The sequence below is a fragment of the Agromyces sp. Marseille-P2726 genome (assembly GCF_902809835.1).
In the GTDB taxonomy this organism is placed as follows: Bacteria; Actinomycetota; Actinomycetes; order Actinomycetales; family Microbacteriaceae; genus Agromyces.
In genome coordinates this window covers 161909-181796 of sequence record NZ_CADDWM010000011.1, presented here as the reverse complement: position 1 = coordinate 181796, position 19888 = coordinate 161909, and the positions used below count along the sequence as shown (strand labels likewise).

General features: G+C 69.2%; 18 protein-coding genes and 1 tRNA gene. 10 read left to right on the top strand and 9 right to left on the bottom strand.

Features of this window, described 5'->3' with window-relative positions:
* The first annotated feature begins 36 nt into the window (after positions 1–36).
* The 7 genes from topA (at position 37) to HUS56_RS05210 (ending at position 7344) form a co-directional block, all read left to right on the top strand.
* Complete coding sequence (topA, locus tag HUS56_RS05240; RefSeq protein ID WP_173922327.1) at positions 37–2871, top strand: type I DNA topoisomerase; 2835 nt, start codon at positions 37–39, stop codon at positions 2869–2871.
* Positions 2868–3488, top strand: coding sequence for a dTMP kinase (gene tmk, locus HUS56_RS05235; protein WP_173922326.1), 621 nt, complete (start codon positions 2868–2870; stop codon positions 3486–3488). Before topA ends, tmk begins: the two co-directional genes overlap by 4 nt.
* A gap of 72 nt (positions 3489–3560) precedes the next feature.
* Entirely contained in the window at positions 3561–4748 is a 1188-nt protein-coding gene (locus tag HUS56_RS05230; RefSeq protein WP_173922325.1) for a DNA polymerase III subunit delta', read from the top strand.
* Positions 4745–6328 carry an alpha/beta hydrolase gene (locus tag HUS56_RS05225; RefSeq protein WP_371808295.1) on the top strand — a complete coding sequence of 528 codons (1584 nt, stop codon included), beginning with the start codon at positions 4745–4747 and terminating at the stop codon, positions 6326–6328. Before HUS56_RS05230 ends, HUS56_RS05225 begins: the two co-directional genes overlap by 4 nt.
* Positions 6329–6431: 103 nt before the next feature.
* Positions 6432–6504 (top strand) — tRNA-Thr (locus tag HUS56_RS05220).
* 214 nt (positions 6505–6718) lie between these two features.
* A complete protein-coding gene (locus HUS56_RS05215) occupies positions 6719–7045 on the top strand; it encodes an ATP-dependent DNA ligase (protein WP_173922324.1) in 327 nt (108 codons plus the stop codon).
* Positions 7042–7344, top strand: a complete 303-nt coding sequence (locus HUS56_RS05210) for a hypothetical protein (protein ID WP_173922323.1) — start codon at positions 7042–7044, stop codon at positions 7342–7344. Before HUS56_RS05215 ends, HUS56_RS05210 begins: the two co-directional genes overlap by 4 nt.
* Before the next feature lie 43 nt (positions 7345–7387).
* On the opposite strand, the gene HUS56_RS05205 is transcribed toward HUS56_RS05210, so the two are convergent.
* Positions 7388–7735 carry a hypothetical protein gene (locus HUS56_RS05205; RefSeq protein WP_173922322.1) on the bottom strand — a complete coding sequence of 116 codons (348 nt, stop codon included), beginning with the start codon at positions 7733–7735 and terminating at the stop codon, positions 7388–7390.
* Positions 7736–7954: 219 nt separating this feature from the next.
* Between HUS56_RS05205 and HUS56_RS05200 the strand changes: the two genes are divergently transcribed.
* Entirely contained in the window at positions 7955–8815 is an 861-nt protein-coding gene (locus tag HUS56_RS05200; protein WP_173922321.1) for an IclR family transcriptional regulator, read from the top strand.
* A gap of 63 nt (positions 8816–8878) precedes the next feature.
* The gene (locus HUS56_RS05195; protein WP_173922320.1) at positions 8879–10318 is read left to right on the top strand and encodes an aldehyde dehydrogenase; all 1440 of its coding nucleotides are present in this window, start codon (positions 8879–8881) and stop codon (positions 10316–10318) included.
* A gap of 100 nt (positions 10319–10418) precedes the next feature.
* Here the strand turns inward: HUS56_RS05195 and HUS56_RS05190 are convergent, their stop codons facing one another.
* From HUS56_RS05190 to HUS56_RS05175, 4 genes are read right to left on the bottom strand one after another with little or no spacing between them, the layout of a single operon-like run.
* Positions 10419–11276, bottom strand: a complete 858-nt coding sequence (locus tag HUS56_RS05190) for an ABC transporter ATP-binding protein (protein WP_254431303.1) — start codon at positions 11274–11276, stop codon at positions 10419–10421.
* Positions 11273–12043 carry an ABC transporter permease gene (locus HUS56_RS05185; RefSeq protein ID WP_173922319.1) on the bottom strand — a complete coding sequence of 257 codons (771 nt, stop codon included), beginning with the start codon at positions 12041–12043 and terminating at the stop codon, positions 11273–11275. Before HUS56_RS05185 ends, HUS56_RS05190 begins: the two co-directional genes overlap by 4 nt.
* Positions 12040–12969: an ABC transporter permease gene (locus tag HUS56_RS05180; RefSeq protein WP_254431302.1), complete on the bottom strand. Its 930-nt coding sequence runs from the start codon at positions 12967–12969 to the stop codon at positions 12040–12042. Before HUS56_RS05180 ends, HUS56_RS05185 begins: the two co-directional genes overlap by 4 nt.
* Positions 12970–12977: 8 nt before the next feature.
* Positions 12978–13985, bottom strand: a complete 1008-nt coding sequence (locus HUS56_RS05175; protein ID WP_173922318.1) for an ABC transporter substrate-binding protein — start codon at positions 13983–13985, stop codon at positions 12978–12980.
* 178 nt (positions 13986–14163) lie between these two features.
* On the opposite strand from HUS56_RS05175, the gene HUS56_RS05170 reads away from it, so the two are divergent.
* Entirely contained in the window at positions 14164–15294 is a 1131-nt protein-coding gene (locus tag HUS56_RS05170) for an NDMA-dependent alcohol dehydrogenase (protein WP_217423936.1), read from the top strand.
* Positions 15295–15319: 25 nt separating this feature from the next.
* On the opposite strand, the gene HUS56_RS05165 is transcribed toward HUS56_RS05170, so the two are convergent.
* The 4 genes from HUS56_RS05165 to HUS56_RS05150 are packed head-to-tail and all read right to left on the bottom strand — an operon-like array spanning position 15320 to position 19888.
* A complete protein-coding gene (locus tag HUS56_RS05165; RefSeq protein WP_173922317.1) occupies positions 15320–16501 on the bottom strand; it encodes an acyl-CoA dehydrogenase family protein in 1182 nt (393 codons plus the stop codon).
* Positions 16498–17379 carry an amidohydrolase family protein gene (locus HUS56_RS05160; protein ID WP_173922316.1) on the bottom strand — a complete coding sequence of 294 codons (882 nt, stop codon included), beginning with the start codon at positions 17377–17379 and terminating at the stop codon, positions 16498–16500. The genes HUS56_RS05165 and HUS56_RS05160 overlap by 4 nt, the downstream gene beginning before the upstream one ends.
* Positions 17376–18983: an AMP-binding protein gene (locus HUS56_RS05155; RefSeq protein WP_173922315.1), complete on the bottom strand. Its 1608-nt coding sequence runs from the start codon at positions 18981–18983 to the stop codon at positions 17376–17378. Before HUS56_RS05155 ends, HUS56_RS05160 begins: the two co-directional genes overlap by 4 nt.
* Positions 18980–19888: an SDR family oxidoreductase gene (locus tag HUS56_RS05150; protein WP_173922542.1), complete on the bottom strand. Its 909-nt coding sequence runs from the start codon at positions 19886–19888 to the stop codon at positions 18980–18982. Before HUS56_RS05150 ends, HUS56_RS05155 begins: the two co-directional genes overlap by 4 nt.

Sequence of the window (19888 nt, the reverse complement as noted above, 5' to 3'; positions counted from 1 at the left end):
GTGCGTTCTCCCATTCACGGAACAAAGAGGAGTCTGGTGTCAGGCGCGAAGAAGCTGGTCATCGTCGAGTCGCCGACCAAGATGAAGTCGATCGCCCAGTACCTGGGCGAGGGCTATCAGGTGCTGTCGTCGGTCGGCCACATACGCGACCTCATCGAGCCGAAGAACCTCCCGGCCGAGCTCAAGAAGGGGTCCCTCGGCAAGTTCTCCGTCGACGTCGAACACGGATTCGAGCCGTACTACGTCGTCTCCGACGCGAAGAAGAAGACCGTCGCCGAGCTCAAGCGCGCGCTGAAGGACGCCGACGAACTGCTGCTCGCCACCGATGAGGATCGCGAGGGCGAGGCCATCGCGTGGCACCTGCTCCAGGAGCTGAAGCCGAAGGTGCCGGTGCGGCGCATGGTCTTCCACGAGATCACCAAGGACGCCATCCAGAAGGCGAAGGACAACACCCGCGACCTCGACACCGCGCTCGTCGACGCACAGGAGACCCGGCGCATCCTCGACCGGCTCTACGGCTACGAGGTCTCGCCGGTGCTCTGGCGCAAGGTCGGCCCCGGCCTCTCTGCCGGGCGCGTGCAATCCGCCGCGACGCGCCTCGTCGTCGACCGCGAGCGCGAGCGACTCGCCTTCGTCGCCGCGAGCTACTGGGACCTCACCGGGCGCTTCTCATCCGAGGAGTCCGACACGGACCCGTCCTTCGAAGCCCGCCTCGTGCGCCTGGGCGGTCAACGTGTCGCCACGGGTCGGGACTTCGACGACGCCGGACGGCTCAAGAGCTCGGCGGTCGTGCTCGACGAAGCAGCTGCGCACGCCCTCGTGTCCGCGCTTCGCGCCGACGGTGTCTCGCGCACCGTCTCGAAGGTCGAATCGAAGCCGTACTCACGGCGTCCGGCAGCGCCCTTCACCACGTCGACGCTGCAGCAGGAGGCCGCCCGCAAGCTCCGGCTGTCGGCGCGCGACACCATGCGCGTCGCACAGTCCCTCTACGAGAACGGCTACATCACCTATATGCGCACCGACTCCGTGGCGCTCTCGCAGCAGGCGGTGTCGGCGGCGCGCACCCAGGCGACGAAGCTCTACGGCCCCGATTCGGTGCCCGACAAGCCCCGCGTCTACGCCGGCAGGTCGAAGAACGCCCAAGAGGCGCACGAGGCGATCCGTCCGTCGGGCGAAGTGTTCCGCACCCCCTCCGAACTGCAGAGCGTCCTGCGCGGCAGCGAGTTCAAGCTGTACGACCTGATCTGGAAGCGCACCGTGGCCTCGCAGATGGCCGATGCCAAGGGGCAGACGGCGACGGTCACCATCGAGGTCGGGCCAACCGCCGCCGACGCCGCCGCAGCGCTCGATGCGCAGCCCGAGTCGTCCGTGAAGATCGGCGGCACCATCGCCGAGTTCACCGCGAGCGGCACGGTCATCACGTTCCGAGGGTTCCTCGCCGCCTATGAAGAGGGGCATGACGAGGAGCGCAATGCCGATGACGCGCCCCGTGAGGCGAAGCTGCCCCCGTTGAAGGAGGGACAGTCGGTCGCACTCGCCGACCTCGAGGCCAAGGGCCACGAGACGTCACCACCGCCTCGCTACACCGAGGCCAGCCTCGTGAAGCGACTCGAGGAGCTCGGCATCGGCCGACCGTCGACGTTCGCGTCGATCATCTCCACGATCCTCGACCGGGGCTACGTCACGCAGCGCGGCCAAGCGCTCGTTCCCAGCTGGGTCGCATTCTCGGTGGTGCGACTCCTCGAGGAGCACTTCGGCGACCTCGTCGAGTACGACTTCACCGCGGAGATGGAGGACGATCTCGATCGCATCGCCTCCGGTGAGGCCGATCGTGTCGACTGGCTCAACGGGTTCTACTTCGGGTCCGACACGCACCGCGGCCTTCGCCAGGTCGTCGACAACCTCGGCGAGATCGATGCACGCGAGATCAACTCGATCTCGGTCGCGCCCGGCGTCACGCTCCGCATCGGCAGATACGGCCCCTACCTCGAGTCCGTCGATCCCGACGCCGCACCCGACGCCCCGCCTCGCCGGGTCAACCTCCCGCCCGACCTTGCTCCCGACGAGCTCACCGAGGCCAAGGCGCGCGAGCTGATCGAGGCCCCGGTGCAGGGCGACCGCGTGCTGGGCGAGAATCCGGCGAACGGCAAGCAGGGCGTCGTGAAGGACGGCCGGTTCGGTCCGTACGTCACCGAGATCGACCCGCCCGCCGATGAGACGGTCGACACCGCCCCTTCCACGGGTTCGGACGCCGAGGCGGTCGACCCGGCGACCGGGGAGGTCCTCGAGGCGCCCAAGCCCAAGCGGGGCGCGAAGAAGCCCGCCGCGCCCAAGCCGCGCACGGCCTCGCTGTTCAAGAGCATGCAGCCCGAGGAGATCGACCTCGAGACGGCCCTGAAGCTGCTCGACCTTCCCCGCGTCGTGGGCGCCGACCCCGATTCCGGCGAGGAGATCACCGCGCAGAACGGGCGGTACGGCCCCTACCTGAAGAAGGGGTCCGAAACCCGCACGCTGCCGACCGAGGACGCGATCTTCGAGATCGACCTCGCCGGCGCGCTCGAGCTGTTGGCGCAGCCGAAGTACGGTGCCCGCCGGGCGTCGAGTGCACTCAAGGAGTTCGACAACGACCCGGTGAGCGGCAAGCCCGTCAAGGTGAAAGACGGTCGATTCGGTCCGTACGTCACCGACGGCACCACGAACGCGACCATCCCGCGTGCCGAATCCGTCGAGGACATCACCTTCGAGCGCGCGGTCGAGCTCCTGCAGATCAAGCGCGACAAGGGTCCGGCACCGAAGGCCAAGCGCTCGACGCGCTCGACGACCAAGAAGCCCTCCGCCACGAAGGCCTCGGCCAAGAAGAGCACCGCGTGAGTCGCGGCGTCTTCATCACCCTCGAGGGTGGAGACGGCTCCGGCAAGTCGACGCAGGCGGAGCTCCTGCGCGAGTGGCTCGCCCTGCAGGGGCGTTCCGTGCTGCGCACCCGCGAGCCCGGCGGCACCGACCTCGGCGTGGAGGTGCGCGAGATCGTGCTGCACCACCGCGGCGACATCGCGCCCCGTGCTGAGGCCCTGCTCTATGCCGCCGACCGCGCGCACCACATCGCCACGGTCGTCCGCCCGGCACTCGAGCGGGGCGATGTCGTGATCCAGGATCGCTACATCGACTCCTCGGTCGCGTACCAGGGCGCGGGGCGCGTGCTCGATCCCGATGCCGTGCGCGGCATCTCGGAATGGGCGGCCGAGGGGCTGGCGCCCGACCTGACGATCCTGCTCGACATCGACGCGGATGCCGCGCGCGACCGTCTCGACGCAGCCCGCACCCGATACGACCGGCTCGAGGCCGAGGCGGCCGCGTTCCATGATCGCGTGCGGGCCGCGTACCTCGCGCTCGCTGACGCGGAGCCGCACCGCTTCCTGGTCGTCGACGCCACCCGGCCCGTGGTCGACATCGCCGCCGAGATCAGCAAGCGCGTCGCGCCGCTGCTCTGAGGGGCCGACCCGGGGATGCACCGATCACCGAACTCACAGATCGCCGTCGGGGGCGGAAGGTAGCGTGATCGCGTGAGTGTTTGGACCGAGTTGACCGGGCAGGAGCAGGCGATCGCCGTGTTCCGCGCGGCGGCGCGGGGCGCCGGCCATGCGGCGAGCGTGGGCGATGCGGCATCCGGTCAGCACATGACTCACTCGTGGCTCATCACCGGACCCCCCGGTTCCGGTCGCTCGAACCTGGCCTACGCGTTCGCCACCGCCCTCATCGCGGGCACGCCCGAGGGCGACGACGCCACACGCATCCAGGTCGAGGCGAGAAGCCATCCCGACCTGCACGTGCTCGCGACCGAGGGTGTGATCATCAAGCGCGACGACGTGCGCGAGATCGTCCGGCGCTCGCACTATGCGCCGTCGGTGGGCCGTCATCGCGTCATCATCGTCGAAGACGCCGACCGCATGACCGAACAGACCTCGAACTTCCTCCTGAAAGAGCTCGAGGAGCCGCCCGAACGCACCGTCTGGATCCTCTGCGCGCCGAGCGAGGCCGACCTCATCCCCACGATCCGGTCGCGCGTGCGGCCGGTGCGCCTGCAGATGCCGACCGTGGCCGATGTCGCCGACCTGCTCGTGCGACGCGACGGTGTCGACCCCGAACTCGCCGAGCGTTGCGCTCGCGAGGCACAATGCCACATCGGCATGGCCCACCGCCTGGCCACGAGTCCCGAGGCGCGCCGGCGACGTTCCGAGACGCTGCAGCTCGCGCTCGCCGTGCGATCCGCATCGACCGCCGTGATGACGGCCGCACGCTTCCTCGAGATCGCCGGCGACGACGCCAAGGCGATCACCGAGTTGCGCGACGCCGAGGAGCGGGCGCACGCGTTGCACTCGCTCGGGCTCGCGCCGGGCCAGGCGGTGCCGCAGGCGCTGCGCCCGCAGTTGAAGGCGCTCGAAGACGACCAGAAGCGCCGTGCCACGCGAAGCCTCCGCGACGGCATCGACCGCATCCTCGTCGACCTCGCCTCGCTCTACCGCGACATCCTGCTCATCCAGCTCGACGCCCGAGTCGATCTCGTGAACCGCGAGCTGCACGACGACCTGCGTTCGGCCGCGGCATCCGCGACACCCGCTCGCACCCTCGCCACGCTCGACGCCATCCAAGCGGCACGCGAGCGGATCGAGGGCAACGTGCAACCGGCCCTCGCACTCGAGGCGATGCTCGTGAGCGCCATCCGCACCAGCCCGAAACGAGGAGCCGCATGACCCGCCCGAAGACCGCGAGCGCGAGACGACGCCAGCACGAGGCGATCGAACGGATGCCGCGGACGGGCCGCGCGGCGGTGGCCGCCGGGCTGGCCGCGGCTCTCCTCGCACTCACGGGCTGCGTGCCCTCGTTCCTCAGTGCGGCCCAGCCGGCCTCGACGCCGACCGGGGAGCAGGTGGATGCCGCGCTCGAGCCGTTCTACACCCAGGTGCTGGAGTGGGAGCGCTGCGGCGATGCGCTCGGCTGCGCGACGGCGACCGCACCGCTCGACTGGGACGATCCCGATCGCGGCAGCATCGAGCTGGCGCTGGTCCGTCACGTGGCGTCGGGCGAACGCATCGGGTCACTGCTCGTGAATCCCGGTGGCCCCGGGGGATCCGGCTACGACTTCGTCGCCGACTCGCTGGACTACGCCGTCGGCGCGCCCCTGAAGCAGCGGTTCGACATCGTCGGGTTCGACCCCAGGGGCGTCGGCCGGTCGACGGCGGTCACCTGCTACGACGACGCCGAGATGGACGACTACCTCTTCGGCATCGTGCCGGCCGAGCGCGGCAGCGACGAGTGGGTCGCGTCAGTGAGCGCCGCGGCCGTCGACTTCGGCGAGGCGTGCAGCGCGAACACCGGCGACCTGCTCGGCGAGGTCGACACGGTGAGTGCCGCGCGCGACCTCGACCTGCTGCGCGCGATCCTCGGCGACGAGCAGCTGAACTACCTCGGGTTCTCATACGGCACCTTCCTCGGTGCCACCTATGCCGACCTCTTCCCTGAGAAGGTGGGCCGACTCGTGCTCGACGGGGCGCTCGATCCGTCGGCCAGCGACGCCGAGGTGACCGAGGCCCAGGCCGTCGGCTTCGAGCAGGCCCTCCGCGCCTACCTCGAGGAGTGCCTCTCCGGTGAGGGATGTCCGTTCGATGGGTCGGTCGACGCGGCCATGGACGAGGTCGCGCGAATCCTCGCCTCCGTCGACGCGAGTCCGTTGCGCGGAACCGATGGCCGCATGGTCGGCGCCGACACCCTGTTGACCGCGATCATCACGCCGCTTTACAGCGTCGAGTCGTGGGAGTACCTCAGCCAGATGTTCGAGTCGGTCATGTTCGGCCAGGCCGACGTCGCCCTCGCCCTCGCCGACATCTACTACGGCCGTGAAGCCGACGGCACCTACAGCGACAACTCGACCGAGGCGTTCCGGGCCATCAACTGCCTCGACTACACGTATCAGTCCGACGTCGCGGTCATGCGCGAGAAGGCGGCGTCGATCGCCGAGGCGGCGCCGATCATCGGGCCGTACTTCGGGTTCGGCGACATCGGCTGCTCGGACTGGCCGTATCAGGGTGACCGTGAGCGCGCGCCGATCCACGCAGCGGGCGCCGACCCGATCCTCGTCGTCGGTACGACGGGCGACCCCGCAACCCCCTACGAGTGGGCGGTCGAGCTCGCCGGCCAGCTCGAGAGCGGCGTGCTCGTCACGTACGACGGTGAGGGTCATACGGCGTACAACAAGTCGAACACCTGTGTGAGCGACACCGTCGAGCGATACCTCATCGACGGTATCGTCCCCAGCGCCGACCCGAGGTGCTGACGCTGGGGGCTGGATCGATGCGTCGAGGTGGTCAACCGAACCTGCGAAACCCGCTAACATGGATTCTCGTGCCAACCCGATCGTGACCGATCGCGGATGCCACGCCGCCTTAGCTCAGTCGGCAGAGCGATTCACTCGTAATGAATAGGTCGAGGGTTCGATTCCCTCAGGCGGCTCCGATCGCGAGGGCCTCGAGACTTGTCTCGGGGCCCTCATTCCATGCGCTCTCGTCCGATGCCGACGATCACGGGTGGATGCGTTCCTGATCCGGAGGAAGGCCCGGATCCGACGGAAGGTCAAGGGGGCGCGGCTGCAGACACTTGGCGCTACCCTGACGAGAGCCCGACGGGTGTTGTGCGCGACACGTGTGCGACCGAGCAAGGAGATCGAATGGGCAAGCTCACCTACGATTCGACGCTGACCGTCGACTTCGACGATCGGGTCCTCGCGCATCTGCAGCTCGTCATCGGCGCGAAGCTGCGGCGGTCGGAGGCGTTCTTCTTCAGCTGGCGTGACGACCCGGGCGTCGGCGACGGGCGGAGCACGCTGTGGCTGCATCCGACCATCCCTCTCTACTTCAAGTTCTCCGGCGGCCGGCAGCCGTCGGTCAACCGGGCCTGGGTCGACCAGCTGATGAACGCGGCCAATTCGCCCGGCGGGCTCCACCTGGTACCCGAGCCGCCGGAGTACACCAATGGCGGGGAGCGGGAACCGTGAAGCGAATCTCGATCGTCTACGCCGGGCGAGAGTTCTCGGTGGGTCAGGAGGACTTCGATCGGCTCAAGGACGTCATCAGGGCCGCCCACGAGGCCGGCCGCACGGAATGGATCACCGTCAATCACGGGGAGGGCCGGCCGCAACCGGCTGAGCTCCTCGTCGGGCCGGGTATCCCCATCGCGTTGATCCCGATCGACGGGTCGTCACCCGACCGCGGAGGAGCATCGGGTCGCGGCGCGTCGCCAGACGCGGAAACCGGTGCAGACACCTCCGTGGGCGGCGTCGACTCCCTGTTCTGACGTCGTACTGAGGTCGACGGTTCCGACGTCGACGGTGGCGGCCCTAGACCTCGTCGGTCCAGTCGTAATCGACCGGCCGATCGGTGTTCGAGTTCGGATCGACGACGACAGGACGGATCGGGGCCAGCTCGGCCGTGAGACCCCTGAGTCGCTCGACGAGCGCCTCGTCGATGATCTCGTCGCCCTCGTGGTCGACGTGCTCGCTGATGAGCTGGCTGGCAGGCCCGACCAGGATGGTGGCGGTGCCGTCGGAACCGTCGTCGTGTCGGACGGGGATGTCCACCGACGAGGCAGAGCCGAACCGGGCGAGCGCGGCCGCGTACTCCAGCAATGCCCTGGCGATCCGGGAGCCCGTGAGGAAGTGGTCGCCAGCATAGTGAACCCGGTCCATACCTCCACGAATAGCCGAGGCGACGGCCTGGCTCAACGCCCTTGACGAACCCCCGCGGCGGGCTACGGTTATCGCGCTGGGGGCTCGGCTCCGCGGCATCCCTGCAACGCAATGTGTTCAGATCGCACGCACAGCGTTCAAAACTGCCTCGAGTTGCGGTACCCTTGACTACGGAGACACGAGGCGAAGGGGCCCGATCGGCCCCGGATTGGAAGCACGATGAGTGTGGCGATCTCGAGCAGTCCCGACCGTGGCGTGAAGCATCGCGACAACGTACCCGAGGTGGGGCTGGCGCGGCCCGACGACGACGAGGTGCACGGTGGATCCAGGTCCGTGGTCGACCGGGCGCTGGCCATCCTCGGCACCTTCCAGGGAGGGCGCGCGCGGCAGGCGCTCTCCGACATCAGCCGTCACTCCGGTCTTCCCCTCGCCACCTGCTATCGCATCACGCAGCGCCTCGTCGAGTGGGGCGCACTGGAGCGCGACGCCGAGAACCGGTATCGCGTGGGCCTGCGGCTGTGGGAGGTGGCCTCGCTCGCGCCACGCGCGGTGGGCCTTCAGCGACTCGCGCGTCCGCACCTCCAGGACCTGTACGAGACCACCGGCTATGCGTCGCACCTCGCCGTCCGCGAGGGAACCGAGCTCGTCTCGATCGAGCGCTTCCAGAGCCCGCGTCGCATGGTGAAGCGTCCCATCGCGGGCAACCGATACCCGCTCCACGCCACCGCGATCGGCCAGGTGCTGCTCGCGCACGCGCCTGAAGACGTCCAGGAGCATGTCCTGAACTCCGACCTGCCGAAGTTCACGTCGAACACGTACACCGACCGATCGACGCTCGAACGCGTGCTCACCGACATCCGCCGCTGCGGCTACGCGGTGAGCGACCGCCAGGTCGACACGGTGCACATCGGCGTCGCCGCCCCCATCCGAGATGCGGCCGGTGAGGTCATCGCCGCGGTGTCGCTCGCCCTCACCGAGAAGGACGTCGACGAGAAGAACATGGTGCACCTCGTGCGGCTCACCTCGGTGATGATCTCGCGCACCCTCGCGAACGCCGGGTACGTCGGCACGTCCGACTGACGCTCATCCGGAACGGTACGAGAACACGAACGCCGCTGACGCGCGGCAGAGGAAGGAACGGCGATGACGACGACGTCGGTGCAACGCGACCGCATCTTCGCGGGCGGCGAGTGGGTCGATCCCGTCACGAGCAACCAGCTCGTGGTGGAGAACCCCTTCGACCTCAGCGAAGTCGGCCGCACACCCGACGCGTCCGCCCACGACGTGGATGTCGCCGTGCGTGCGGCGCGCGAGGCCTTCGACCACGGCCCGTGGGCGCGGATGACGTTCGCCGAGCGAGCGGAGTGGATGTTCAAGCTCGCCGACGAGATGGAACGCCGCGGCGCGGAGACATCCGGTCTCATCACCGACGAGATCGGCCAGCCGGTGCGGCTCTCGCGGCCCTGGGGTCAGGTCATCCCCGTCAATCACGTGCGCTACTACGCGAACATCGCGAAGGACTACGACGAGGAGGAGGTGCGGCCGAACGTGCGCCGCGAGGGCACCTCGATCATCCGCAAGGAGCCGCTCGGCGTCGCCGCACTCATCGTGCCCTGGAACCAGCCCCAGGCATCGACGACCCTCAAGCTCGCGCCCGCGCTCGCGGCGGGCTGCACCGTCGTCATCAAGCCGGCAGAAGAGACCCCGCTCGATGCGTTCCAGTTCGCCGAGGCGAGTGCAGCCATCGGGATGCCGCCCGGCGTGATCAACATCGTCCCGGGCGGCCGCGACACCGGGCGCGCGCTCGTCGCGCACCCCGGCATCGACAAGGTGAGCTTCACCGGCTCTGCCGAGGCGGGCAAGCAGATCGCCTCCGCCGCAGGCGCGCGGCTGATCCCCGTCACCCTCGAGCTGGGCGGCAAGTCGGCTGCGATCGTGTTGGAGTCGGCCGACCTCGACGAGATGTTCGCGAGCCTGCGTAACGCCTCGTTCGACAACACGGGCCAGACCTGCGCGCTGCTCTCCCGCGTCGTGGTGCCGCGCAGCCTGTACGGCACCGTGCGCGATCGGCTCGTCGACCTCGCGCGCGACCTGCGCGTGGGCGATCCCGACGACGAGGCCACCGAGCTCGGGCCGCTCGTGTCGAAGCGCATCCACGATCGCGTCACGGGCCTGGTCGAGACGGCGCGGGTGCAGGGCGCGACGATCCTCGCCGGAGACACGCCACTGCCCGACGTCGGGTACTTCGTGGCACCCACCATCGTCGACGGCGTGTCGCCCGACAGCCTCATCGCGCAGGAGGAGGTGTTCGGACCGGTCGTCACGATCCTGCCGTACGACGAGGTCGAGCAGGCCATCGAGATCGCGAACAACTCCCGATACGGGCTCGCCGGAGCCGTCTACGGCGACCCCGACGAGGTCCTCCCGGTGGCGCGCCGCATCCGCACGGGCTCGATCGGGCTCAACGGATACCGGCCCGACCTCAACCACCCCTACGGCGGGTACAAGGAGTCGGGCCTCGGCCGCGAGTTCGGCCCTGAGGCGATCGGCAACTTCCAGGAGACGAAGTCGATCTGGCGTTGACGCCGTCACGGCCGCGCGGTAACGCAGGAAACGAGGCCCATCCCGCCTGTCGGGCGACGCGACGGTGGGGCCTCGTTTCCTGCGTTGGTGCCGCGACGGATCAGACGCCGGATGCCGCGACGGCCGACATGCTCGCGGTGTCGGCGTTGTATCCGCGCTTGGCCTTCTGGATCTGCTCGTACACGTGGTGGCGCTGCTCGACGAATTCGGGCATCGATCGTGTCTCGAGCTGGTCGCGCTCGGCTGGAAGGTCGATGCGCAGGTCCTCGAGGATGATCGTCGGCGATGACGACAGGATGATGACGCGCTCGCCGAGGTACACCGATTCGTCGATGTCGTGGGTCACGAAGAGCACGGTGATGCCGAGCTCCTTCCAGACCTTGCGCACCAGGTCCTCCAGGTCGGCGCGGGTCTGCGCGTCGACCGCGGCGAACGGCTCGTCCATGAGCAGGACCTCGGGGCGGTAGGCGATGGCGCGGGCGATCGCCACGCGTTGCTGCATGCCGCCCGAGAGCTGCCACGGGTAGGACTTCGGCACGTGCGCGAGTCCGACCTGCTCGAGGGCCTCGTCGACGCGTGCCCGGCGCTCGGCCTTGGGCACGCCGGCGGCCCGGAGGGGGAGAACGACGTTCTCCGCGACGCGCATCCACGGGTACAGCGAGCGGCCGTACTCCTGGAACACGAGCGCCATGCCCCGCGGCGGCCCGTCGATGGTCTTGCCGTCGAGTACGACGCGCCCAGACGTGGCCGGCATGAGACCTGAGATCACCTTGAGGAGCGTGGTCTTGCCCGAGCCGGACGGCCCGACCAGGCAGGCGAACTCGCCCTTCCCGAGGTCGAACGTGAGGTCGCGGACCGCTTCGACCGGACCGGTCGGCGTCGAGTAGACCTTCTGTACGCCCTGCACCGACAGCAGAACCTCGCCCTTGGGTGTCGTGCCCGTGACATCCGTGCTCACTGCTTCTCCATCTCTCGTTGACCGTAGTACCAGGCCAGCACCCGTCGTTCTACGAGCCGGAACAGCCCGGCCATGAGGATACCGATGAGGCCGATGATGAGGATTCCCGCCCACATCGGACCCATCTGGAAGGTCTGCTTGAACAGCATGATCCGGTAGCCGAGCCCGTCGAGCGCGGCGTACATCTCCGACACGACCATGAGGATGATTGCGATGGGCAGGGCCAGGCGGATGCCGGTCATGATGCGGGGGAGCGCCGCCGGGAAGACGAACCACCGGAACCGGGCCCAGCCCTGCATCCCGTAAGTGCTCGTGGTGTCGGCGAGCACCGAATCGACCGATCGCACCCCGTCGATCGTGTTGAGGAGGATGGGCCAGAGGCATCCGAGGAAGATGAGGAAGATCTTCGACCGGTCGTCGATGCCGAGGATGAGCAGCAGCACCGGCAGCAGCACGGGGGGCGGCACGGCGCGGATGAACTCGAACGCCGGGCCAGTGAGTGCGCGGGCGAGGCGGCTTGCGCCGATGAGGAGCCCGAGCGTGATGCCGACGATGATCGCGGCGCCCAGGCCGACCCCGAGCCGGTACAGGGAGGGAACGACCTGCTCAGCCATAAGGGGGCCGACCCAGACCGTGAAGAGGTCGTTCAGCATCTGCCCGGGCTTCGGCACGAACGGGTTCGTCTCGTTCATCGTGCCGAGCCACCAGACGATCACGATCAGGATCGGCAGGGCGAGCGCCGCCGACAGGGCCTTCAGCGCCTTCACTTCTCCACCTCCGCCCGAACGGACGGGTGCCACGCGAGCACCGAGTTCTCGAGGAGCCGCATGAGCAGGTTGATCGCGAGGCCGAGCACGCCGGTCAGCAACGCGAGTGCGTAGACGACCGTGACGTTGGCGGCGGATTGGTAGGTCGCGATCATGGCGCCGATGCCTGGGGCCTGCACGACGATCTCGATCGTGATCGCCACGACGAGGGCGATCGTGCCGCACAGGCGCAGGCCCGTCATGAGGTAGGGCAGGACGGTGGGCCAGACGACGTGTCCGGCTCGTCGGAAGGACTTGAGGCCGTAGCTGCGCGCGGTCGCGTCGGCGACAGGGTCGACATCGGCGACGCCGGCGATGACGTGGATCAGGATGACCCAGAAGCACGCCCAGACGACGACGGCGATCGTGGCGGCGGGTCGCACGCCGAAGATGACGATGGCGATCGGGATGAGACCGACCGACGGGATGGGACGGAGGAACTCGATCGTCGAGTTGGTGTACTCGCGGACCCACCGGTTGGAGCCGATGAGCACGCCGATGACGATGCCGAGCGCCAGCGAGATAACGAGCCCGACGCTCCAGCCGTACATGGTCATGCCGAGCGCCGCCCAGAACTCTCCGCTGCGCTGCCCGACGAGGAGGTCGACCACCTCGACGATGACCGTCGAGAACGGCGGGAGGTAGCTGGGATCGACGAGGCCGAGTCGGGAACTGAGCTCCCAGATCGCGATGATGGCCAGGACGCCGACGGCGCCCAGCACCGGGGTCGACCATCCCTTGCGGGCGAAGGTCGCCCGGCGTGAGCCCGTGGGGCGGGCTGAGGCGATGGTGGCCATGCGCGTGCTCCGGTTCGAGGTGGTGCGTGCGTCGGGATCGGCCGAGTCGCCGCGGACCCCGGTTGCGGGGCCCGCGGCGGGCCGGGTCATCCGATCGTTCACGGCTCCCAGATGAGGTTCTCGAGGTCGACGGGCTTCGTGATGTATCCGAGCTCCAGCGACCAGTCGGCGATCGGCTGCACGTTCTCGATGCTGAGCTCGTACTTGCCGTAGGTGCCGAGCCGGATCCGCTCGGCGAGGGCCGGGTCGATGCCGGTGAACTCCGCGATGTTCTCGCGAAGCTCCGCGTCGTTCTCGAGAGCGTACGTGTTCGCAGCGTCGATGGTCTCGGCGACCTGCGCGTACATCTCGGGGTTCGCCTCGACCTCCGACCGGAGTGCGTACCAGACACCGGCCACGACAGCGTGGTCGGAGAGGTACTCGAACGGGTTCGCGAGCGTGCGGAAGCCCTTCTCCTCGCGACCGAGCGTGCCGAACGGCTCGCCCGCGACGAACGAGTCGATCGCGCCGCTCTCGAGCGCGGCCGGCTGGTCGGGGACGCCCATCTGCACGTACTGCACCTTGGTCGGGTCGCCGCCATCGGCCTTGACAGCGATGTCGGAGAGGAGCTGGGTGTATCCGCCGGGCGCGTTCACCGCGACCTTCTTGCCCTCGAGGTCCTTCGCGGACTCGAGGGGGCTGTCAGCCGTCACGAGCAGGTCGTTGATGCCGTTGTCGGGGTCCTCGGGGGTCGAGCTGGCGGCAGCGATGATGACGAGGTCGACGCCACCCTCGACCGCCTGGAAGACGCCCGTGGTGCCGCCGTAGCCGATCTGCACCTGACCCGACTGCATGGCCTGGATGATCTCGGTCGACGAGCCGGCCTTCTGCAGCGTCAGGTCGAAGCCCGCGTCGTCGAACAGGCCGTTCTGCTGCGCCATGTAGACGGGGCCGATGTCGGTGACCGGGATGACGCCCGCGACGAGGGCCTGCGGTTCGGACGAACGTGCGGCGCCGTCGGATGCGTTCTCGCCGGGTGACGCCGGCTGCCCGGCGCATGCGACGAGGCCGACGGCCATGAGGGCCGCGACGGCCCCGAGAGCCGGACGGGTGAGGGTGATTGCCATGACTGCCTCCATTGCCAGTTGACGCGTTGTTCGGTGCTGCAGTGACGTGTTCGCGCTGCAGTCGACGCTTGTTCTGCGCTGGCGATGGTTTCACAACCGCCGCCTGCTGTCTAGACTGATCTTCGCACAATGCGTTCAAAATGTACGCTCTGCGGTACAAATTCGAAGGAGAATCTCAGTGCCAGTGAAGACCCGAGCGGCCATCATCCGACAGCAACCGACCGATGGGTTCGAGATCGTCGACATCGAACTCGATGACCCGCGCCAGGGCGAGATCCTCGTGAAGATGGTCGCCAGCGGACTCTGTCATTCCGACTACCACCTGCTCACTGGCGACAGCGTGCCGCACCACCTTCCGATGGTCGGAGGCCACGAGGGCACGGGGATCGTCGAGGCGGTGGGACCCAACACGCCGGGGTGGGAGGTCGGCGAGAAGATCGTGTTCTCGTTCATCTCGAGTTGCGGCAAGTGCCGCTGGTGCGCCGAGGGCATGCAGAACCTCTGCGACCTCGGCGCCTACCTCATGCGCGGCAGCCGATTCGACGACCTCGACAGCTACCGATTCACCCTGCCCGACGGCACCCCTGTCGGGCAGATGTGCGGGCTCGGCACCTTCGCGGAGCGCACCGTCGTGTCGGTCGACTCCGCGGTGAAGCTGCCGGCCGACGCCGACCTCGAGAAGACCTGGCTGCTGGGCTGCGGGGTCGGAACAGGATGGGGCTCCGCCGTCTACCTCGCCGAGACGCGCCCCGGCGACGCCATCATCGTGATGGGTGTCGGCGGGGTCGGCGTGCACGCGGTACAGGGGGCGAAGCATGCCGGCGCGACGACGATCATCGCCGTGGACCCCGTGGAGCTCAAGCGCACGAAGGCCCTCGAGGTCGGCGCCACGCACACCTTCGAGACGATCGCGGAGGCCACCGAGTTCGTCAAGTCCATCACCAACGGCCAGGGCGCCGACAAGACGATCGTGACGATCGGCGTCGTATCGGGTCAGGATGTCGCGGACGCGTTCTACTCGATCCGCAAGGCCGGCACGGTGGTCGTGACCGGCATCACGCCCGAGAGCGAGCAGAGCATCCCGATCTCGCCGCTCGATCTCACGCGCTATCAGAAGCGCATCATGGGCGGCATCTACGGGGGCAGCAACCCGCGGGCCGACATCCCGCGCCAGTACGCCATGTACCGAGCGGGGCAGTTGAAGCTCGACGAACTCGTGTCCGCGACCTACGACCTCGACGACATCAACCAGGGCTACGTCGACCTGCTCGACGGGCGGAACATGCGCGGCGGCGTGCTTCACCGCTGAAGCCGGCAGACGCCGGGCACGGGGCTCAGCGAGTGAACGCGCTGAGCCCCGTGATCGCCCGGCCCACGATGAGCGAGTTCATCTCGTGGGTGCCCTCGAACGTGTAGCCGGCCTCGGCATCCCCGAAGAAGCGGGCCAGATCGGTCTCGACCCGCCCCCCCTCCGCCCCGCCGATCTCACGCCCGAGCGCGACCGTCTCGCGGGTGCGGTCTGCCGCCCACGTCTTCGCGAGTGCGGCGTGCACCTCGGTGAGCTCGCCGCGCGCCTTGAGCTCGGTGAGGCGCACCGCGAGTGCGAGGGTGGCTGTGGCGTTGCCGAGCATCCGTGTCAGCTTCTCCTGCATCAGCTGGAAGCCGGCGATCGGTCGCCCGAACTGCTCCCGTGCCAGGGCGTACCGCAGCGCCGCCTCGTAGGCGCCGGTCTGCAGGCCCGCGGCGTTCCAGCCGATCACGAAGCGCAGTTGCGCGAGGATCGCCGACACGTCGCGGAACGAGTCGATGCGCTGCAGGCGCTGCGATTCATCGACCCGCACCCCGTCGAGGACGATGTCGGCGTTCCGGACCATGCGCGCGGCGATCTTGCCGCGGATCTCGGTGAGTGACACGCCGGGCGCTTCGCGCGGCACGAGGAACGCCTTCGCGCGGCCGTCCGCGGCATCCTTCGCGATCACGAGGATCACGTCGGAGATCGCCGCGTTGCCGATCCAGCGCTTGCGTCCGGTGATCGTCCAGGAGTCGCCGTCGCGCGTGGCGGTGGTCGCGAGCCCGAGCGCGATGTCGGAGCCGTGATCGGGCTCGGTGAGCGCGAAACATCCGGTGTACTCGAACCTGGCGATGCGTTCGTCGAGCGCCGCCACCTGCTCGGGTGAGCCGCCCTCGCGCACCACCGTTCGGAACATGCCGACCTGCCCGCCGTAGACGGTGCCGATCGACAGGTCGAAGCGGGCGAACTCGAAGTGCTTGAACCCGATGTAGAACGGGCTCGGGCGCCCATCGTCGCCCAGCAGCGCCGGGTCGTCCTCGAGGCGCAGGGCGGCGAGCTCCTGGCGCAGGTGAGCGGGTGACTCGGCCGCCTCCCACCACTCGGCGAGATGCGGTCTCGCGCGTTCCTCGAGAAGGGCGCGCAGCGACCGCAGCTTCTCGCGTTCGACGTCGGTGAGCAGCTCATCCCAGTACCCGAGCAGATCGGTGGGCGGCGCGGTGCTCATTCCAGGCCCAGCAATCGGGCGGCGTTGCGCTTCAGGATCAGCTCGCGCACGTCGTCGTCGTACTCCAGCAGTTCGAAGTCGCGCAGCCACCGGTCGGGAGTCAGTGCAGGCAGGTCGGTGCCGAAGAGCACCTTGTGCTTCAGGAACGTGCGTGCCGCGCGGACCAGTGCGGGCGGGAAGTACTTCGCCGACCAGCCCGAGAGGTCGATCCAGACGTTGCCCTTGTGGGTCGCTACGGCGATCGCCTCGTCCTGCCAAGGCACGCTCGGGTGCGCCATCACGATCTGCAGGTCGGGATGCCGCGCCGCGACGTCGTCGAGCAGCATCGGGTTCGACAGCGAGAGCCGGAAGCCCCATCCGCCCGGGAGCTGCGCGCCGGCCCCCGTCTGTCCCGTGTGCACGACGACGGGCAGTCCGAGCTCCTCGATCGCGGACCACAGGGGGACGTGATCGGGTGACGAGGGATCGAACGCCTGCACCGACGGGTGGAACTTGAAGCCCCGCGCCCCGAGCGCCGCCTGCCGCCGCGCCTCGTCGACGGCGGCCGGTCCCTGCAGCGGATCGACGCTGCCGAACGGGATCAGCACGTCGCCGTTGCGCAGCGCTCCCTCGATGAGCTCGTCGATGCTGTTCGGTGCGTGGCCGAGGTTCGTCGTCGCGTCGACCGTGAACACCACCGCGCCCATGCCGCGCTCGCGGTAGTACTCGGCGGTCTGGTCGACCGTGCGCGGCTCCTCGGAGCTCTTGAAGTACTTCGCGAGCGCCTCCGTCAGTGCGGATGGGGACGCCCGTCGTCCGGTGCTGTCGACCTGCACATGCACGTGCACGTCGACCGCGGTGAGTGCGTCGAGGTCGAGGCTCGGCTGCGCCGGGGTCATCCGACCGCCTCCGTCTGCCGGGCGAGCTCGCTGAGCGCGTCCTCCTTCACGCGTGCCAGCTCGACCTTGCCGGTCAGGGTGCGCTCGAGGCTCTGACGCACGAGGATGTGCCGCGGCTTCTTGTACCCGGCGAGCCGTTCGCCCACGAACGCCTGCAGCGCCTCGACGTCGACCTCGGCGCCCTCGGCCGGCGCGACCATCGCGCAGACCACCTCGCCGAACCGCCGGTCGGGCAGGCCGAACACGACGGCGTCGTCGACCGCCGGATGCTCCAGCAGGGCATTCTCGACCTCGGCGGGGAAGACCTTCTCACCACCGGTGTTGACGACCGCGCTCAGCCGGCCCAGCAGCTCGATCGTGCCGTCGCCGTTGGAACGAGCCCAGTCGCCGGGGATCACGTACCGGTGCCCGCGGATCGTCGGGAAGGCCGACGCCGTCTTCTCGGGGTCGCCGTAGTAGCCCTTGGGCAGGATGCCGCGGAAGGCCAGGCGGCCCAGGGCGCCCGCCTCCAGGGTGATCTCGCGGTGCTCGTCGTCGAGCAGCACCGCGCCGGGTTGGAGCACGAGCCGGGCGGGGAGGTCGTCGACGCCCTTCGTGATGCCGAACGCGTACGGTCCGCCCTCGCTCGACGCGAGCATGTCGACGATCGAGAGGTCGCCGACCGTGTGCAGCCGTCGCTTCACGTCGTCGCTGAACCGCATGCCCGAGCTCAGGATCGAGGTCACGTACGGGAGGCCCTCGCCGCGTTCGGCCCGTTCCACGAGCGGGAGCGCGAGCGCGTCGCCGGCCACGATGAGCCGTGTGGCCCGGTGCTCCATCGCGAGGCGGTAGGCCTCGTCGATGTCCATCCTGGGGCTCGCGTGCAACACCACGGTGCCGCCGATGGCGAGGGTGCCCATCGTCGTCGACGACGCGGTCCCGTGCAGCATCGGGCTGAGGGGGAGCGTGGTCACCCGCGGGGTCGCGGGACTGGTCGCGATCTCGACGGCGCCCTCGACGGTCTCGGGGGGCGTGACCCCGATGATGCCCCACGTCGACTGCCTGCGGGCTTCGAGCAGCGTGTCGAGCTCCCACACGACCGCCTTCGGAGAGCCGGTCGTGCCGCCGGTGTAGATGCGCATGTCGGCCCCCCTCGGTGCGATCGGCGGCAGATGGCCGCCGGCGGCCACGAGGTCCTCGTAGCGGGTCGCGCCGCGCACGGGCTCGCCCCCGTCGTCGATCGTGACGAGCTCGATCTCGAGCCCCGTCGCCGCCTCGGCGGCGATCGCCCCGAGCGAGGTCGGGGCGAAGAGCACCTTCGAGTCGGAGTCGAGGAGCAGGTCGCGAACCTCGCCTGCGCGATAGCGATAGTTGATGGCGACCGGTGCCACGCCCGTCGCGAGGCATCCCCAGTTGATCGACAGGTACTCCGGCAGGTTGTAGAGCAGCAGCGCCGCCGCGTCGAGAGGGGCCAGGCCTCGCTCGACGAGGAAGCGGGCGACGGCGTCGGCCTCGGCCGCCAACTGGCCGTAGCTCCAGGTGGCGTGCCGGGTGGCGACAGCCGTTCGGGCGGGCTCCCGCTCGGCGATCCCGCGCCAGACGTCGCTGTAGTGGGGGCCGGTCATTCGTCTGCTCCCTTCCGGCTGGGGGGTCCTGACAGCTGCGCCTGGGGCGCGAAGCGAGCGCGCCAGGCCGCATCGATGCCGTCTGCGCCCCAGCCGCCCTCGGCGTACTCGACGTCGAGCACCGCCGGATGCGAGTACAGGGCGAGTCGGTCCCCGCCGATCCCGATGGCCTGGCCGGTGACCTCCTGCGACTCGCCGCTCGCGAGCCAGACGACGAGCGGCGCGACGTCCTCGGGGCTGCCGAGGGCACGGTCGCGCCGGAGGTCGCGGGGGATCGGCTCGCCCTCGACGAACCGCCGATAGTGCTCGGCGTATTCGGGGATCGTCGCGGTCATCGGCGACAGGGCGGTCGGGATGACGGTGTTCGCGGTGATCCCGTCACGGGCGAGTTCGAGCGACCAGGTGCGGGCCATGGCCACCAGACCGGCCTTGGCCGCGGCGTAGTTCGTCTGGCCGAAGCTGCCGAACTGTCCGGCGGGCGATCCGATGAGGATCAGACGGCCGCCCTCGCCCTGCTCGCGCAGGAACCTGGCGGCGGCCCGGCCGCAGGTGAACGTGCCGCGGAGATGGGTGCCGATCACGGCGTCGAAGTCGTCGTCGCTCATCTTCCAGAGCACCCGGTCGCGAAGCACGCCCGCGTTGGCCACGAGCACGTCGAGTCGGCCGAAGGCGTCGACGGCGGCGGTCACGAGCTGGTCGGCCGTCTCGGTCGGGCCGACCGGCCCGACCGACGACACGGCCCGGCCGCCCGCGGTCGTGATCGCATCGACGGTCTCGTCGGCGCTCGCCTGGTCGATGTCGTTGACGACGACGGCGGCGCCCGCCGCAGCGAGGGCGATCGCGTACGCCCTGCCCAGGCTGCGGCCCGCGCCCGTCACGATCGCGACGCGGCCGTCGAGGCGCAC

Coding starts and splice junctions, on each gene's coding strand:
- HUS56_RS05160 (WP_173922316.1), bottom strand. CDS start 17,379: ATGACCCCGGCGCAGCCGAGCCTCGACCTCGACGCACTCACCGCGGTC.
- HUS56_RS05225 (WP_371808295.1), top strand. CDS start 4,745: ATGACCCGCCCGAAGACCGCGAGCGCGAGACGACGCCAGCACGAGGCG.
- HUS56_RS05200 (WP_173922321.1), top strand. CDS start 7,955: ATGAGTGTGGCGATCTCGAGCAGTCCCGACCGTGGCGTGAAGCATCGC.
- HUS56_RS05205 (WP_173922322.1), bottom strand. CDS start 7,735: ATGGACCGGGTTCACTATGCTGGCGACCACTTCCTCACGGGCTCCCGG.
- HUS56_RS05180 (WP_254431302.1), bottom strand. CDS start 12,969: ATGACCCGGCCCGCCGCGGGCCCCGCAACCGGGGTCCGCGGCGACTCG.
- HUS56_RS05155 (WP_173922315.1), bottom strand. CDS start 18,983: ATGACCGGCCCCCACTACAGCGACGTCTGGCGCGGGATCGCCGAGCGG.
- HUS56_RS05195 (WP_173922320.1), top strand. CDS start 8,879: ATGACGACGACGTCGGTGCAACGCGACCGCATCTTCGCGGGCGGCGAG.
- HUS56_RS05175 (WP_173922318.1), bottom strand. CDS start 13,985: ATGGCAATCACCCTCACCCGTCCGGCTCTCGGGGCCGTCGCGGCCCTC.
- HUS56_RS05165 (WP_173922317.1), bottom strand. CDS start 16,501: ATGAGCACCGCGCCGCCCACCGATCTGCTCGGGTACTGGGATGAGCTG.
- HUS56_RS05215 (WP_173922324.1), top strand. CDS start 6,719: ATGGGCAAGCTCACCTACGATTCGACGCTGACCGTCGACTTCGACGAT.